The 15,904-nt window shown below is 40.8% G+C and carries 13 protein-coding genes; 10 read left to right on the top strand and 3 right to left on the bottom strand.

Going from position 1 to position 15,904, the window contains the following annotated elements; genetic code table 11:
• Positions 1-575: 575 nt before the first annotated feature.
• Positions 576-2,903: a Tex family protein gene (locus tag EMK97_RS11950; protein WP_130602468.1), complete on the bottom strand. Its 2,328-nt coding sequence runs from the start codon at positions 2,901-2,903 to the stop codon at positions 576-578.
• A 160-nt stretch (positions 2,904-3,063) separates the two neighbouring features.
• On the opposite strand from EMK97_RS11950, the gene greB reads away from it, so the two are divergent.
• Positions 3,064-3,537 carry a transcription elongation factor GreB gene (gene greB, locus EMK97_RS11945; RefSeq protein ID WP_130602466.1) on the top strand — a complete coding sequence of 158 codons (474 nt, stop codon included), beginning with the start codon at positions 3,064-3,066 and terminating at the stop codon, positions 3,535-3,537.
• 6 nt (positions 3,538-3,543) lie between these two features.
• Here the strand turns inward: greB and traF are convergent, their stop codons facing one another.
• Both traF and EMK97_RS11935 read right to left on the bottom strand, forming a co-directional pair.
• Positions 3,544-5,016: a conjugal transfer protein TraF gene (gene traF, locus EMK97_RS11940; protein ID WP_130602464.1), complete on the bottom strand. Its 1,473-nt coding sequence runs from the start codon at positions 5,014-5,016 to the stop codon at positions 3,544-3,546.
• A 120-nt stretch (positions 5,017-5,136) separates the two neighbouring features.
• Positions 5,137-5,994, bottom strand: coding sequence for a peptidylprolyl isomerase (locus tag EMK97_RS11935; protein WP_130602462.1), 858 nt, complete (start codon positions 5,992-5,994; stop codon positions 5,137-5,139).
• Positions 5,995-6,126: 132 nt separating this feature from the next.
• On the opposite strand from EMK97_RS11935, the gene EMK97_RS11930 reads away from it, so the two are divergent.
• The 9 genes from EMK97_RS11930 (at position 6,127) to recG (ending at position 15,893) form a co-directional block, all read left to right on the top strand.
• Entirely contained in the window at positions 6,127-6,834 is a 708-nt protein-coding gene (locus EMK97_RS11930; RefSeq protein WP_130602460.1) for a DUF445 domain-containing protein, read from the top strand.
• Positions 6,835-6,910: 76 nt separating this feature from the next.
• Positions 6,911-7,648 (top strand): substrate-binding periplasmic protein, encoded by a 738-nt coding sequence (locus EMK97_RS11925; RefSeq protein WP_130602458.1) that lies wholly within the window; start codon positions 6,911-6,913, stop codon positions 7,646-7,648.
• Positions 7,649-7,873: 225 nt separating this feature from the next.
• The gene (locus EMK97_RS11920; RefSeq protein WP_130602456.1) at positions 7,874-9,061 is read left to right on the top strand and encodes an amino acid aminotransferase; all 1,188 of its coding nucleotides are present in this window, start codon (positions 7,874-7,876) and stop codon (positions 9,059-9,061) included.
• Positions 9,062-9,198: 137 nt separating this feature from the next.
• Positions 9,199-9,828: a guanylate kinase gene (gmk, locus tag EMK97_RS11915; protein WP_130602454.1), complete on the top strand. Its 630-nt coding sequence runs from the start codon at positions 9,199-9,201 to the stop codon at positions 9,826-9,828.
• A 117-nt stretch (positions 9,829-9,945) separates the two neighbouring features.
• Complete coding sequence (gene rpoZ, locus EMK97_RS11910) at positions 9,946-10,233, top strand: DNA-directed RNA polymerase subunit omega (protein ID WP_130602452.1); 288 nt, start codon at positions 9,946-9,948, stop codon at positions 10,231-10,233.
• 162 nt (positions 10,234-10,395) lie between these two features.
• Complete coding sequence (gene spoT, locus EMK97_RS11905; protein ID WP_130602450.1) at positions 10,396-12,507, top strand: bifunctional GTP diphosphokinase/guanosine-3',5'-bis pyrophosphate 3'-pyrophosphohydrolase; 2,112 nt, start codon at positions 10,396-10,398, stop codon at positions 12,505-12,507.
• Between the two features lie 22 nt (positions 12,508-12,529).
• Positions 12,530-12,919, top strand: a complete 390-nt coding sequence (locus EMK97_RS11900; protein WP_130602448.1) for a RidA family protein — start codon at positions 12,530-12,532, stop codon at positions 12,917-12,919.
• 154 nt (positions 12,920-13,073) lie between these two features.
• The gene (gene trmH, locus EMK97_RS11895) at positions 13,074-13,781 is read left to right on the top strand and encodes a tRNA (guanosine(18)-2'-O)-methyltransferase TrmH (protein WP_130602446.1); all 708 of its coding nucleotides are present in this window, start codon (positions 13,074-13,076) and stop codon (positions 13,779-13,781) included.
• Between the two features lie 18 nt (positions 13,782-13,799).
• The gene (gene recG / locus EMK97_RS11890) at positions 13,800-15,893 is read left to right on the top strand and encodes an ATP-dependent DNA helicase RecG (RefSeq protein WP_130602444.1); all 2,094 of its coding nucleotides are present in this window, start codon (positions 13,800-13,802) and stop codon (positions 15,891-15,893) included.
• Positions 15,894-15,904: the final 11 nt, after the last annotated feature.

Genomic DNA, 15,904 nt, shown 5'->3' with positions numbered 1-15,904 from the left:
ATAACCACTAAGCGTCCTTGCTTTACTGTTAATTATCACAACTGAGAGAGCATTCACTTGTGCTAACCAACGAAAGAAATGATAATCATTCTCATTACTGTTGTCAACGGTTATCTGAAATTAATTGATAAATTTTTTATGCTGTTTTTACACTGCGAAAACAAGCGTTTGTTATACAGCCTATACACTTAAATCTCTGCGTTCTAATTAATTCTTAACGAGTGCGTTAACTGCAAATTACTCTATTCAGATTAACAGTAGCTGTTTGTTGCCTATTAAAAAGTAAATAGTAGCAGCTAATAGATGAATACCTACCACCAAGGATAAGATTTAAGACAAATTTCAGGCAAAAAAAACGCCAGTAGCTAAAAACTACTGGCGAACCATCAAAATTCTTAAAATCGATTGACTCTGGAGAGTCACAAAGAGGTTACTTAGTGGTTATGTGTCCTGGAGCATAACCACTAAGCATTGTGCCTTGCTATTGGTTATAACAACTGAGAGAGCATTCACTTGTGCTAACCAACGAAAGAAATGATAATTATTCGCATTACCTTTGTCAACAATTAAGTTGATTATTTTTTCAACTTGGCAAAAGCATCAGCAAAAGCATTACCCATAGCGGCATTTTCTAGCTTGTTAGCTTTCGGCTTAGCCGCAGGCTTTTGATGAGCCTTGCCTTTATTTTTATTAGCTGCTGGCTTAGCTTTATTCGCCTTAACCGGCACAGCTTCATCTAATCGCATTGTTAAGCTAATACGGTTACGCGAGGCATCAACCTCAGTCACTTTAACTTTAACAATATCTCCCGCTTTCACCAGATCGCGTGGATCACTAACAAACTTATCGGTTAATGAAGAAATATGCACTAAGCCATCTTGATGCACGCCAATATCAACAAAAGCACCAAAGCTGGCTACATTAGAGACTACCCCTTCTAATACCATACCCAATTCTAAGTCTGCGATGGTGCTTATACCGTCAGCAAACTGAGCAGTTTTAAACTCAGGTCTAGGATCTCGGTTAGGCTTTACTAATTCATCAATAACATCTTGTACGGTTACTTCACCAAAGCTATCACAAGTTAAGCTACTAATATCAAGCGACTTAAGTTGTTCACTATGATTATATAGTTCAGCAACGCCAATATTTAATTGGCTAATGATTTTTTCAACCACAGGATAGGTTTCTGGATGAACTCCCGATTGGTCAATAGGGTTATCACCTTGAGAAATACGTAAAAAACCTGCCGCCTGTTCAAAGGCTTTTGGCCCTAAGCGCGCGACTTTCTTCAATTGCTTGCGATCAGTAAAGCGACCATGGGTATCTCTATAGCTAATAATATTTTTCGCCATGGTTTTATTTAAACCTGACACACGTGTTAATAGCTGTGCTGAAGCACTGTTTAAATCAACACCAACAGCATTTACACAATCTTCGATAACATCATCTAAGGTTTTACTTAATTGGCTTTGACTGACATCATGTTGGTATTGACCAACACCAATCGCTTTCGGATCAATTTTCACCAGCTCAGCGAGTGGGTCTTGCAGCCTTCGAGCAATTGAAACAGCACCACGTAAGGACACATCTAACTCTGGAAATTCAGTTGCAGCAAGCTCAGAGGCCGAATAAACAGAGGCGCCTGCTTCACTGACAATAATACGTTTAGGCTTATTATCTTCAACTTGTGCTATGGCTTCTGCCACTAACTTGTCACTTTCACGAGAGCCAGTACCATTACCAATAGCCACTAACTCAACTTTAAATTGACGAAAGACATTAACCAGAGTGCGAATTGATTTTTGCCAATGATTTTGCGGTGCATGAGGGAAAATCGTTGAGGTATAAAGCAACTTACCTGTGGCATCAACAACGGCGAGTTTACAACCTGTTCTCAAGCCAGGGTCTAGCCCTAAGGTTACTTTCGCCCCCGCAGGTGCCGCCATTAAGACATCGCTTAAATTACTTGAGAACACTTTAATCGCATCAAGTTCAGCCTGTTCTCTTTGCTTAGTTATTAACTCATTCGCTAGGCTAACACTAAGTTTTGACTTCCATGTGGTTTGAATGACTTTCGTTAAAAATTCAGCTGCCGCTTGTTTAGTGAGATGCCAATTAAGGTGTTCTAAAATTAGCTGCTCGGCACTCGAGCTATGTTGTGACGCTTGACCGGGATCTACATCTAAATTTAACTGTAAAATGCCTTCATTTCGTCCGCGCAACATAGCTAACATACGATGCGAAGGCACTTTAGTTAGTCGCTCACTGTGGTCAAAATAGTCTCTAAATTTAGCAGACTCTTTCTCATTCTCCTTACCTTTAACCACTCGGCTAGTAATATGACCTTGCTTAGCAATGTGCTTACGTAGTTTCTGTAATAATTTAGCATCTTCACAAAAGCGCTCAGCCAAAATATAACAAGCACCATCAAGCACAGATTTAACATCAGCAAAACCCGCATCACTATTGATAAATGCTTGTGCCTCTTGTTCAGGCAATAATTGCCAATTAGCAATCAATTTATCTGCTAACGGCTCTATGCCCGCTTCAATGGCGATTTTACCTTTGGTTCTACGCTTAGGTTTAAAAGGTAAATAATAATCTTCTAGTAGGGTTTTGCTATCGGCATTATTAATTAATTCGGCTAACTCATCCGTTAATTTATTTTGCTGCTTAATGCTAGTTAAAATCACTTGTCTACGCTCATCTAACTCGCGTAAATACGTTAAACGTTGTGCCAAATGGCGCAGGTGATTATCATCTAAACCTTGTGTCGCTTCTTTTCGATAGCGAGCAATAAATGGCACAGTTGCCCCTTCATCTAACAAAGCGATAGCAGTAGAAACTTGTTGGATTTTAACATTGAGTTCTTGAGCAATTTGCTCGGCAATTGGTTGCATTAACTAATCATTCCTGCAAAGTTGGATATGCCATTAAAGGCCCATTTAATATATAGCCAAGATCATATCAGAAAAATTCGTTATCCCTAAACTTAGCTACAACTAAAACATTATTCTTTGCTATTATGAGCTCTGCTTTATTTGTCGCGCTAGAAATTACATGAAAAGATCAAATTACATTACCCGTGCTGGCTGGGATCGCTTAGATCAAGAGCTTAAATTTTTATGGAAAGAAGAAAGACCACGCATTACCCGCTCTGTTAGTGAAGCCGCAGCCTTAGGTGATAGAAGTGAAAACGCTGAATATATTTATGGCAAAAAACGCTTACGTGAAATTGACCGACGAGTACGCTTTTTAGTGAAACGCACCGAAGAACTGACCATTGTTTATCCTGATCCGCAACAAGAAGGTAAAGTATTCTTTGGGGCTTGGGTTACTTTAGTTAATGAAGCTGATGAAGAGGTGACTTATCGCCTAGTTGGCCCAGATGAATGGGATGTTAAACGCGGAGAAATCAGTATTGACTCGCCCATGGCACGTGCCTTACTTGGCAAAGCCGTAGATGATGAAGTCGTTGTTAAAACACCTGAAGGTGAGCGAGTTTTTGACATTATTGCTATTCGTTATAAATAACAACAGCTAGAAATCAAACTGCACACCTAAGCGTAAATTTACACCGCGCATATAGTTATCACCATCTAATGTCACCGTATCTAACGTGGTTGCCACATCAAGGTTAATAAATTTCATCATGGTCACACCTGCATTTAAATAACCCAGCTTAGTACCAGCTAAATTACGACTCATACCAAAACGGACACTAGGTAACCACCAACTATCAGCGGCATAGCCTGCGGTTAGTGTAAACCACTGATATCTATCACGCATAGGGTCTTCCACCGGGTTAGCATCTAGTTCAGCATGCAAACTCCATTGCCTGTTTTGTGTAAATATGCCTGCTTCGAGTTTGACTTGTCGCTGCATGGTGAATTCTTGGTGATGATCAAATTTACGCAAAATATCAGTTGAATCAACGTCAGTTCTATCAAGCTCAGGGTATTTGTAGGTATGCTCAAACACATTGCTGACTGAAACCCCCAATTGATATTGAGAGGCCGCCCAAACTAGCCCGAAATCAATATCAAAGCCATTTCTATAAATATAATTAGCATCTTTAATATCTTGGAAAATGGCTTCTGCATCGGTAATGTCACCTAAACGCGCGGTAACATTGGTTAAACCAACACGATAAAAAGTAGGCTTAACTCCCCAATATAATGAGCCTTGCTCACTGTTATGCGCTAATTTACTGTATGCCAGTGAAAACTCAGCAATCTTGGTCGACTTAACCAATAACACACTGTCGTTATCAAAGGTTAACCTGACCTTGTTATTTGCTGGGTTATAGTACAAGGTAATACCAGCCGATAAATCTAACGCTTGAATATCATCATCTTCGCTAAAATCTGGAATTGTACTTATTGCCGATCTCGCTTGTTCACTATCAAATTCTATCGCCTCAAACAAACCGACAACTTTAGCATTGCCTTTAAAGCCCATGCCTAACAATAAAGTACCACCGTATAAATCTTCATTAAGGACAAAACTAGCATTACTGGTTGCTTCTGCCTTGCCGTATCCTTCAGCAGCAATTAAAGCTAATAAACCCGCAGCACTAACCACTTGATCTTTTAACACATCAACCCTGTCTTCTAGTTCTGGGTATTCATCAAGTAAGTCCTGCCATGTGTAACCAGGTAAAGGTTGCTCTGGTTTAGGTGGCAAATCAGGTTGCTCACCACCATCTTCTGGCGGCTTAAAAGCATTAGAAATTTCATCAATTTTAGCGAATAACTCATCTAAGTCGCCGTACTCAAGCCCAGCACCTATTTCAATGATGCCACCTGTCATCACATGAGGATCTTTGCGCTCAACAATAAGTGCCGCAGCCGCAGGGTTACCGGCACTAGATAATGATTTTTGTGAGTAATTTAGGCTGGCACTTTTTGGCTGTATACCCGCGCAAACTTTGGTAAACGGCGCAAAAGCCGTTAAGCATGCTAAAACGGCTGCGGGTAATAATCGGCGTGACGATTGATATCTATACGGCATAACCTAGTCATTGAGAAAAATGTGTTGAATCTTTGTACTATTATCACCAAAGCTAAGGCGTGGTACAACAGCCTTAGCACAGATAATTACACTTCTATTACAAGTTTATTTGACCTCAGGTTATTTAATCAAGCGACTTCTAATTGGCACTTGGCAAACATCTAATACTGGCGGTGGCTTATTATAGAAAAACTCGCCGTTTCTAGCGCGACGCTTTTCCAGGCGCTCTACAAACGCTGCTGATTGTGTATCTTCCACTTCAATGATAATGCGATCTTTTTTCGGCACATCCGCCATTAGCTGCATATTAACAATGCTGGTGTGTTCTCTACTATCAACAGCATACTCACCTTCAATGCTCGTAGTACGTTGAATCGCTTGCACATGTTGCATGCCGTACACCACACGACCAAAAATAGTCATAATCTTGTCTAAATAGCGTGGCGCTTGACCAATAACAACATAAAAATGGCTCGAAGCAGAATCAGCTTTATTTTCTCTGGCCATAGCTAATACACCAGGACAATGCGTCAACCAGGCTTCACCTTTTGTGCCATCAAGGTGTTGAGCAATAGCAAAACCATCTTTAAAACCGGTTTGCTGGGCAAATAAATCATTATCCTGCACTTTGGTGAATGACCATTTGTCATCAATTGGCCAATGGCTTTCCATCGCTAATATAGGTACTGACTTATCTTTTTCACTACCATCTTTAGGACCTGCTTGGGCAACAAAACCATCAATAACTCGGTAGAATTTAGTGCCATCATAAAAACCTTGTTTGACTAGTTCGCTAAACTGACGAACATGATTGGGTGAAAACTGCGGTGCTAATTCAATAACCACTTTGCCCTGTGGCAAGGTCAGTAATACGGTATTTTCTAATGACAATTGTCGCCATTGCTTATCGTTTGCACCACAAGCAGTAACAAAGATAAGACTGGCAAAAACCACTAATTTTCCAACAAGTTTTTTCATTTCTAGGCACCAAAAAATCAAATCTGCTCCAAATCCGCCCTAGTTAAGCAAATTAATTTGCCATATACCAGCACTTATAGATTTTTGTTACTATAGCCGCCTTGCACAGCTCAGAGCCACTTAGAGAGAATCATGAACAAAAGTTTAATCACCAATGCCCTCGCTTTTATTCTTACCTTGCTAGGTTACACACTTGCTCAACCTATTTTATTTACTATAGGTTTATTTGCCCTGTCTGGTGCCATCACTAACTGGCTAGCCGTGCATATGCTATTTGAAAAAGTTCCTTTGTTATATGGCTCGGGGGTAATTCCAGCCCGCTTTGAAGACTTTAAATTAGGCATACGTCAATTAATGATGGAGCAATTCTTCACCCAAGAAAATATCGATCGCTTTTTGTCAGATAGCTCAGGAAAAGCAAGTAGCATTGATTTAACCCCTATCATAGATAAAGTCGACTTATCACCCGCGTTTGATAATTTAGTCTCAGTGATCGAAGGCTCTTCTTTTGGTCCTATGCTCGCTATGGTTGGTGGCACTGAAGCAATAGAGCCGATGCGTGAGCCTTTTATTGAAAAAATGCGCACTTCAGTACAAGACATCACCAGCAGCGAACAATTTAGCGCCTTACTGCGCGAAGAGTTAGAGCAACCAGATATCATTGCTGGCATGCAAGAAAAGGTCAGTGATATTATCGAAAAACGTCTTAATGAGCTCACACCCAAATTAGTCAAAGAAATCATTCAAGCTATGATCAAAAAGCACTTAGGCTGGCTGGTTGTTTGGGGCGGCGTTTTTGGTGGTGTTATTGGCCTGATTGCTGGTTTACTCAATCAATAAAGCTTGTCAAACCAGGGCAAAATAACCTAGGCTAACGTAAAGACCTTAAAATAATGGCAAAAAAGAGGTAGGGTTAATGACGTTAACTTTGCAGTTTGTAAGTATTAAAGTTATCACCCTACTTTGTTGTGCCATATTGATCACGCCGAGTTATGCCAAGCAAAACATCACGGTACTCGTGCCTAACTTCCCCCCGTATACACAGCAAATTAATGGCAAACTTTCAGGTATTGGTATTGAGCAAGCCAATAAAGTATTTGCTCATGCTGGACTAGCAGTCACTTACCGCTTTTTGCCAAACTACGCAAAAGTTATTCATGAAATTAAGCATAACAGAGGAGATGCCTTCTTACTCGCCTCGCAAAATGACGAAAGGGATCAGCTAGCTGAGCTATCATATCCGCTTGTCACCAACAAATGGTGCTGGTATTTACCTAAAAATACCACGCTCTCACCAGAGCAGCCAAGCTTTAAATCTACTGCCACCATCAGCAGTCACTTTAATACCAACACCCACAAGTGGCTTAGTAAAAATAATTATATTGTTGAGGCGGTAACCGACATTACTCGATTGCCTGAATTACTGCTACGTAAACGCATTGATGCGGTTTTTTTAGCCGAGTTAGTATTTGAAAAAGCCATTAAAGAAAAAGGACTCGCGCTATCACAGTTCAAAAAAATAGTTGCAGTGGAAAAACCATTCGGTATTTACATCAGTAAAAAGTACCTAGAATCCTCCCCTGAGACATTAAAAAACATAAATAAATCAATTCTCACCATTAAGGCTCAGCAAAAACCTACACAAGCAAACTAGCTAAAATAGCAGCGCTAATATTCACACCAATATCTTGAAAAACAAACACGGGTAAATCACCAAGAAAAAATAGATAAAATTCATCTTAATTATTACATTAAAACGCTTTAATTTTGTCCTCACTTTAGGCTATGCTTGAACATTACGAATTAGGGTAGTTATTCTAATTTTTGCGAGGGCGCAAATTTTAGCAACTTCCCACCTAACAAAAGGTAAACTTCTGTCATGTTTGGTAGTTTAAAGGCTTTGCCTGCCGATCCAATTTTGGGATTATTGGCTAAATATAGAAAAGATGACAATCCAAATAAAATCGATTTGGGTGTTGGTGTCTACAAAGATGAATCAGGCCATACGGCTGTGCTTAATTGTGTTAAAAAAGCTGAGCAACACCGCATCGATACCGAAGACAGTAAAGTTTACATTGGTCCAACTGGCTCAGACCTTTTCAATGATGAAATGGCTAAGCTAATTTTTGGCGATCATAAAGTATTAGCTGAAAATCGTGCCCGTACTATCTCTACCCCAGGCGGTACAGGTTCATTACGTGTCGCAGCAGAATTTATTAAAACCTGTAAGCCAGGTGCAACTATTTGGGTAAGTAACCCAACCTGGGCAAACCATACTGGTTTATTTGAAGCAGCGGGTTTAACTGTTAAAACTTACCCGTATTACGATTACGAAAACAAAAACTTAGACTTTGACGGCATGTTAGCTGCGCTTAAGCAAGTTTCCAGCGATGATGTCGTGTTACTACACGCCTGTTGTCATAACCCAAGTGGTATGGATTTAAACCAAGAACAGTGGCAGCAAGTTGCTGATGTGGCAAAATCAGTTGGTTTTACCCCGTTAGTTGATATGGCTTACCAAGGTTTTGGTGCTGGTTTAGATGAAGATGCTTACGGTCTTCGTTTAATGGCTGACAGTGTAAAGCAAATGATTGTTTGTAGCTCTTGTTCAAAGAACTTTGGTTTATACCGTGAGCGTATTGGTGGTTGTACTATTATTGGTGAATCTAGCATTAGCGTAGATATTGCTCACTCTGTATTACTTTCTGTAGTGCGTGTAATTTACTCTATGCCGCCAGCACACGGTGCAGCAATTGTCGAAACCATTTTAAGCTCAGAAGAGTTACGTAACGAATGGTATGCCGAGCTAAAAGAAATGCGTGATCGTATTAACGGTAACCGCCAACTCATTGTTGATAAGCTAGTGGCTAACGGCGTTACTCGTGACTTTAGCTTTATCACACGTCAAGCGGGTATGTTCTCTTTCTTAGGTATTACCCCAGAGCAAGTACAGCAATTACAAGATGAATACAGCATTTACATGGTTGGCTCTAGCCGCATGAGTATTGCTGGTATTGCTAATAGCAATGTTGATTACTTAGCCGAGTCAATTGCTAAAGTACTTTAATCGCTAACCAAACAACTAGCGTTAAAAATCAAGCTGAGCTTTTTTTATTCTAATAGAGTAAAATATCGCTCAGCTTTTTTATTGGCTACAATTTCTCCTGCCAATACCTTTTTTATCGCAAGCAATATTAAGGAAATATCGTGTCAGTTACCGGTAACCTATTTATTCTTTCTGCGCCAAGTGGTGCAGGGAAGTCAAGCTTAATCAAAGCGTTACTTGAGCAAAACAATAGCTCAAGAGCAATGCAAGTGTCGGTCTCTCATACCACACGTGATGCACGCCCTGGCGAAGAGAATGGCGTACATTATCATTTTGTTAGTGTTGATGAATTTAAAGCGCAAATTGAACAAGGTGCTTTTTATGAACATGCTGAAGTATTTGGCAATTTTTACGGCACATCAGAAGCGGCAATTGATGCCCAATTAGCACAAGGTATTGACGTATTTTTAGATATAGACTGGCAAGGTGCACAACAAGTACGTGCGAAAAAGCCCGAAGTTACCACCATCTTTATTTGTCCACCATCAAAGCAAGAGCTAGAAAACCGCCTACGCGGTCGTGGTCAAGACAGTGATGAAGTCATCGCGGCACGCATGGCAAAAGCCCAGGCTGAATGTTCGCATTATCACGAGTTTGATTACATCATTATCAATGATGATTTTCAGCAAGCCTTGTCTGAACTAAACACCATAGTTAACAGCAAGCGCTTAACGCAATCTCAACAAGCTGCCCAGCATCAAAAACTTTTAGCTGATTTAGTGAGCTAAAGTTATCATTGTTAGTAAAATTTAACCTGTTTTCGTTGCAAATTTACTGGCTAGCGCTTGCTTAATTAGCGAGCGAACAGTAAACTACGCAACTATTTTATTAGTTGGAGTGACCAAATGGCTCGCGTAACAGTTGAAGATGCCGTAGAGAAGATCGGTAATCGTTTTGATTTGGTGTTAGTTGCATCACGTCGTGCTCGTCAAATAGCTACGGGCGGTAAAGATCCATTAGTTGAAGTTGAAAATGACAAACCAACTGTAATTGCTTTACGTGAAATTGAAGCTGATTTAATTTCTACCGAAGTAATGGATAACTCTGAGCGCCAAGAACAAATTGAACAAGACACAGCAGAATTAGACGCTGTAGCAGCAATTGTTGGTGGTCAACAAGACGAACTAAGCTAGTTTAACGCTACTACGTAGCGCCTATAAATTTAGCGAAAGCGCGTACCTTAGCTCTGTTTTAAACAACAGACGAGATACGCGTTTTTTATTGCTTTGCATTTAGCAAAAATGCCGCGTATTCTAACGTATATACTCGAATTTATTAATGATTTGGAGTGATAGGTGTACCTATTCGAACCGTTAAAAGAAATAAGCTCTTCTTACCTGTCAAAAGTACAAATTGATTTATTAAAGCATGCCTATATTGTGGCAAGAGATGCCCATGAAGGACAAATGCGCTCAAGTGGTGATCCTTATATCACCCACCCAGTAGCCGTTGCCATTAATTTAGCCAAAATGCATCTTGATCATGAAACCTTAATGGCAGCCTTACTTCATGATGTTATTGAAGATACTGAAGTCACCAAAGATGAGCTCGCTGAATTATTTGGGCATACCGTCGCCGAGCTAGTTGAAGGCGTAAGTAAGTTAGACAAGCTAAAATTTGATAACAAAGAAGAAATGCAAGCGGAAAACTTCCGTAAGATGGTCTTGGCTATGGTGCAAGATATTCGCGTTATCTTAATCAAGCTTGCCGATAGAACTCACAATATGCGCACGCTAGGTTCTTTAAGACCGGATAAACGCCGTAGAATTGCTCGTGAAACTTTAGATGTGTATGCGCCAATTGCTAACCGCTTAGGTATTCATGATATTAAAAACGAGCTGGAATTATTAGGCTTTGAAGCCTTATATCCTATGCGTTCACGAGCACTAAAATCAGCAGTAAAAAGTGCTCGCGGTAATCGAAAAGCCATTGTTAATAATATTCAGGAAGAAATTGCCGCACGCCTTGAAGAAAGTGGCATTAAAGCGCAAGTATTAGGCCGTGAAAAGCACCTTTACTCTATCTACCGTAAAATGCAAAACAAAGAGCTAATGTTCAATGAAGTCATGGACATTTACGCCTTTCGCGTTATCGTTGAAGACAGTCTCGATAACTGCTACCGCGCATTAGGTGCTGTACACAACCTCTTTAAGCCCATTGAAACTCGCTTTAAAGATTATATTGCCATACCAAAAACCAATGGCTATCAATCATTGCATACTTCACTTATTGGCCCGCACGGTATTCCGGTAGAAATTCAAATTCGTACCCAAGATATGGATCAGATGGCTGATATGGGGGTTGCTGCGCACTGGCTATACAAACAAGCCGGTGATGACACAGGCACAACCGCACAAATGAAAGCCAGACGCTGGATGCAAAGCTTACTTGAGCTACAACAAAGTGCCGGTAGCTCATTTGAATTTATTGAAAATGTTAAATCAGATTTATTCCCTGAAGAAATCTATGTGTTTACTCCTGAAGGTCGCATTATTGAACTACCTATGGGCGCAACTGCGGTAGACTTCGCTTATGCAGTACACACTGATGTCGGCAATTCTTGTGTTGGTGTTAAAGTAGATCGTAAACCTTACCCACTTAGCCAACCGCTCGACTCTGGGCAAACTATTGAAGTTATTACCTCAGCCGCAGCAAGACCCAATGCCACTTGGTTAAACTTCGTTGTTACCGCCAAAGCTCGTTTAAAAATTCGCACCTATTTAAGATCACGCGAGAAAGATGAATCACATGCGCTTGGTTTACGTTTATTAAGCCACGCCTTAGGTAAAACTAAATTAGAAGACATCAGCCAAGAAAAAATTGATGAAGTAGTACAAAAAAGTGGCAACAAAAGCTTTGACGAACTGATCACCAATATTGGCTTAGGTAATGCCTTAAGTATTGGTATTGCCCGTCAATTAACCAATGAATTTACCGAAGATACCATAGATATCACCCCGAACCCTTCAAAAGCGAAAATGCCAATTAAAGGTACTGAAGGCATGTTAGTAAGCTATGGTAAATGTTGTCGCCCAATTCCTGGGGACTCTATTTTAGCTTATTTAAGCCCAGGTAAAGGCTTGATGGTGCATCAACACGGCTGTCGTAATATTAAAGGTCATGAGCAAGGCAGCTTATTCCCAGTAAAGTGGGATAGCGATATCGATCGTGAATTTATTGCCCGTTTGCGTGTCGAGATTGTTAACCACCAAGGCGCACTTGCATTGCTAACTAGCGTTGTCGCTAAATGTGGCTCTAATGTGCACAACTTAAACTCAGGTGAAAAAGATTCTGGCTTATACGTTATTGATATGGAAATAACCTGTCGAGATCGTATTCATTTAGCTGATATTATTCGTAAAATTAAAGTGATGGTTGATGTTCAGCGCGTCATCCGTAACAAATAAACAACAAGCAGTAGGAATTACTATGAAAAGCATTATTTCAACAGACAAAGCGCCAAGCGCCATTGGTACATACAGCCAAGCAGTAAAAGTAAACAACACCGTATATCTATCAGGTCAAATTCCACTTGTGCCTGAAACTATGGAAGTCGTTGAAGGTGGCTTTGCTGAGCAAACTGAGCAAGTATTTAAAAATCTATCTGCAGTATGTGAAGCAGCTGGTGGTAACATCAACGACATGGTTAAAGTAAACATTTTTATGACTGACTTAAGCAACTTTGCCACCGTCAATGAAATCATGTCTAAGTACTTTGAACAGCCATACCCAGCACGTGCTGCTATTCAAATTTCTAAATTACCAAAAGACGTTGATATTGAAATTGACGGTGTAATGGAATTGCCTAGCGTAAACTAAAATATTCGTTTTGAATAAAATTTACGCTGCATTGTCGTCACTTTTCGTCCTATTCACTTATACAGATAAGCTCATGGACTCAAAGTTTGACGGCTTTGCCTAAATATCATTCATTTAGAATATTAACTGCTCTTATTTTTAAAAGATTACTGTCATGACACCAGAAAGACTTGAACGCATTAATACTATGCTAGATAAACGCCAGCCAGATTTAACCGTTTGTATGGAAGGCGTTCATAAACACCATAACCTAGCTGCCGTTGTTCGTACCTGTGACGCCATAGGTGTTAGTGATGTTCATGCGGTGTGGAAAAGTGAAGAAATGGAAGTACGCGGCGGCAGTGCTGCCGGTAGTCAAAATTGGATTGATGTTCACAACTATCACAACACAGCCGATGCCATCGCAGCATTAAAAGCCCAAGGCATGCAAGTACTGGTAACCAACCTATCAGATACCGCCGTTGACTTTAAAGAAATTGATTACACTAAGCCTACCGCTATCATTTTAGGGCAAGAAAAGTTTGGCGCCTCAAAAGAAGCGTTAGCATTAGCAGATCAAGATATCATTATCCCTATGGTTGGCATGGTGCAATCATTAAACGTTTCCGTTGCCTGTTCCGTGGTTCTATATGAAGCGCAAAGACAACGACAACTTGCTGGCATGTATGACAAACCAAGCCTGAGTGAAGAGCGCCGTCAACGGGTATTATTTGAAGGTGGTCACCCTATCTTTGCTGAAGCCTGTCAACGTAAGGGCTTGCCTTACCCTGCCATAGATGAAAACGGCCAAATTGTTGCCGACGAAGCTTGGTGGCAAAAAATGCAAATGAATAAAGATGCTTGGCAACATATTGACGACTAAGCAGGTAAATTCAATTTTATGGCAACAGAGGCGTTAACCAAGTTATCACAAATTGCTTTAACTAGCCTTAAAGGGGTTGGCCCAAGTTTGGCGGCTAAACTTGATAAAATTGGCTTACACTCTGTTCAAGATCTACTCTTTCATCTACCACTAAGATACGAAGATAAAACCCGTGTTACCACCATACGGGATTTATTGCCCGGTATGTCAACTAATATCATTGGTGAAGTCACCAGCAATCAGGTGACTCAAGGCAAGCGCCGTATGTTAGTGGTTACCGTCAACGATGGTACTGGCAGCATTCAACTGTGTTTCTTTAGCTTTACCGCTAGTCAAAAGAATAACCTTAGTTTAGGCAAAGCGATTCGCTGTTACGGTGAAATAAAACGTGGTCCAAGGGGCTATCAAATTGTTCACCCTGAATATAAAGCGCTTGATCAAGACAATCCATTAACGCCAGTAGAAGAAACCTTAACCCCTGTCTACCCAAGTACCGATGGTTTAAGACAAGTATCACTGCGCAGCTTAACCGAGCAAGCATTAGTAAGATTACAGCGCGGGCAAGTTGATGAGCTACTACCTGCACACCTTTTCGATGAGCCTTATAGCTTAAGTGATGCTTTAACTATCATTCACAGGCCACCGCCTGATACTTCAGTTGAGCAACTAGAGCAAGGTAAGCACCCAGCACAACTACGTTTAATAAAAGAAGAGTTGCTCGCCCATAATTTAAGTATGCAAAAGCTAAGGCAAAACAGTGATGTGCATGATGCCCTTGCTTTACATGGCGATGATAAAATTACCCAAGCCTTTTTAGACTCATTACCCTTTTCACCAACGGGTGCGCAATCACGTGTGGTGAAGGAAATAAAAGCCGATCTAGCTAAAAACCACCCTATGATGCGTTTAGTACAAGGTGATGTCGGCTCAGGTAAAACCTTAGTTGCCGCCTTAGCGGCATTAACTGCAATTAGCCAAGGTTATCAAGTGGCCTTAATGGCGCCGACAGAAATATTAGCAGAGCAACACGCCATTAATTTTCAAAATTGGTTACAACCATTAGATATTAACGTTGGTTGGTTAGCTGGCAAAACCAAGGCTAAAGCAAGAAGAGAAGCACTTACACGTATCGCCAGCGGTGAAATGCAAATGGTGATTGGCACGCACGCACTATTTCAAGATGATGTTAGCTTTCATAAGCTGGTATTAATTATTATTGATGAGCAGCATAAATTTGGTGTTCATCAACGCTTATCGCTAAGAGAAAAGGGCGTTTTTGATAATTACTATCCGCACCAACTTATCATGACAGCTACGCCTATTCCGCGTACCTTAGCCATGACAGCATATGCTGACTTAGATACCTCGGTAATAGATGAATTACCACCGGGTCGAACGCCTATCAATACCATAGCGCTACCAGATAGCCGCCGTGATGATGTTATCGAACGTATTAGACAAGCATGCAGTGAAGATAATCGCCAAGCTTACTGGGTGTGTACGCTGATTGAAGAGTCGGAAGTGCTACAGTGCCAAGCCGCCGAAGATACCGCGCAGTACTTACAAGCACAACTGGCAGAATTAAAGGTTGGCTTAGTACATGGGCGTATGAAGCCGGCGGAAAAGCAAGAAATTATGGATGCCTTTAAACAAGGCGACTTACACTTACTTGTCGCGACAACGGTTATCGAAGTTGGTGTTGATGTGCCTAATTCCAGTTTAATGGTGATTGAAAACCCTGAGCGCTTAGGATTAGCCCAATTACACCAGTTACGTGGTCGGGTTGGTCGTGGCTCTATCGCCTCGCATTGTGTGCTTATGTATAAAGCACCACTTTCAAAAACCGCCACTAAGCGCTTGGCTGTACTTAGGGAAAGTAATGATGGCTTTGTTATTGCCGAGAAAGACTTAGAAATACGCGGACCAGGCGAGCTACTAGGTACAAGACAAACAGGCTTAGCTGAGCTAAAAATTGCCGATTTGGTCAGAGATGGCTACCTGATTAGTGATATTCAGCAGAAGGCTTATTTACTTGCGCGCCAACAGCCACAAACGGCACAAGCCTTAATCCAACGCTGGCTAGGCAATAAAGAGCAGTATTCTAATGCTTAGCTAAATCGTGC

The sequence above is a fragment of the Litorilituus sediminis genome (assembly GCF_004295665.1).
In the GTDB taxonomy this organism is placed as follows: Bacteria; Pseudomonadota; Gammaproteobacteria; order Enterobacterales; family Alteromonadaceae; genus Colwellia; species Colwellia sediminis.
Note: the sequence above shows the minus strand (reverse complement) of the source record. Positions and strands in the feature narration are given on the sequence as shown.

Excerpts from the sequence above, each read along its gene's own strand:
- trmH (WP_130602446.1), top strand. The coding sequence starts at position 13,074 with ATGACACCAGAAAGACTTGAACGCATTAATACTATGCTAGATAAACGC.
- EMK97_RS11950 (WP_130602468.1), bottom strand. The coding sequence starts at position 2,903 with ATGCAACCAATTGCCGAGCAAATTGCTCAAGAACTCAATGTTAAAATC.
- recG (WP_130602444.1), top strand. The coding sequence starts at position 13,800 with ATGGCAACAGAGGCGTTAACCAAGTTATCACAAATTGCTTTAACTAGC.
- traF (WP_130602464.1), bottom strand. The coding sequence starts at position 5,016 with ATGCCGTATAGATATCAATCGTCACGCCGATTATTACCCGCAGCCGTT.
- EMK97_RS11935 (WP_130602462.1), bottom strand. The coding sequence starts at position 5,994 with ATGAAAAAACTTGTTGGAAAATTAGTGGTTTTTGCCAGTCTTATCTTT.
- EMK97_RS11900 (WP_130602448.1), top strand. The coding sequence starts at position 12,530 with ATGAAAAGCATTATTTCAACAGACAAAGCGCCAAGCGCCATTGGTACA.
- greB (WP_130602466.1), top strand. The coding sequence starts at position 3,064 with ATGAAAAGATCAAATTACATTACCCGTGCTGGCTGGGATCGCTTAGAT.
- EMK97_RS11925 (WP_130602458.1), top strand. The coding sequence starts at position 6,911 with ATGACGTTAACTTTGCAGTTTGTAAGTATTAAAGTTATCACCCTACTT.
- EMK97_RS11920 (WP_130602456.1), top strand. The coding sequence starts at position 7,874 with ATGTTTGGTAGTTTAAAGGCTTTGCCTGCCGATCCAATTTTGGGATTA.
- EMK97_RS11930 (WP_130602460.1), top strand. The coding sequence starts at position 6,127 with ATGAACAAAAGTTTAATCACCAATGCCCTCGCTTTTATTCTTACCTTG.
- rpoZ (WP_130602452.1), top strand. The coding sequence starts at position 9,946 with ATGGCTCGCGTAACAGTTGAAGATGCCGTAGAGAAGATCGGTAATCGT.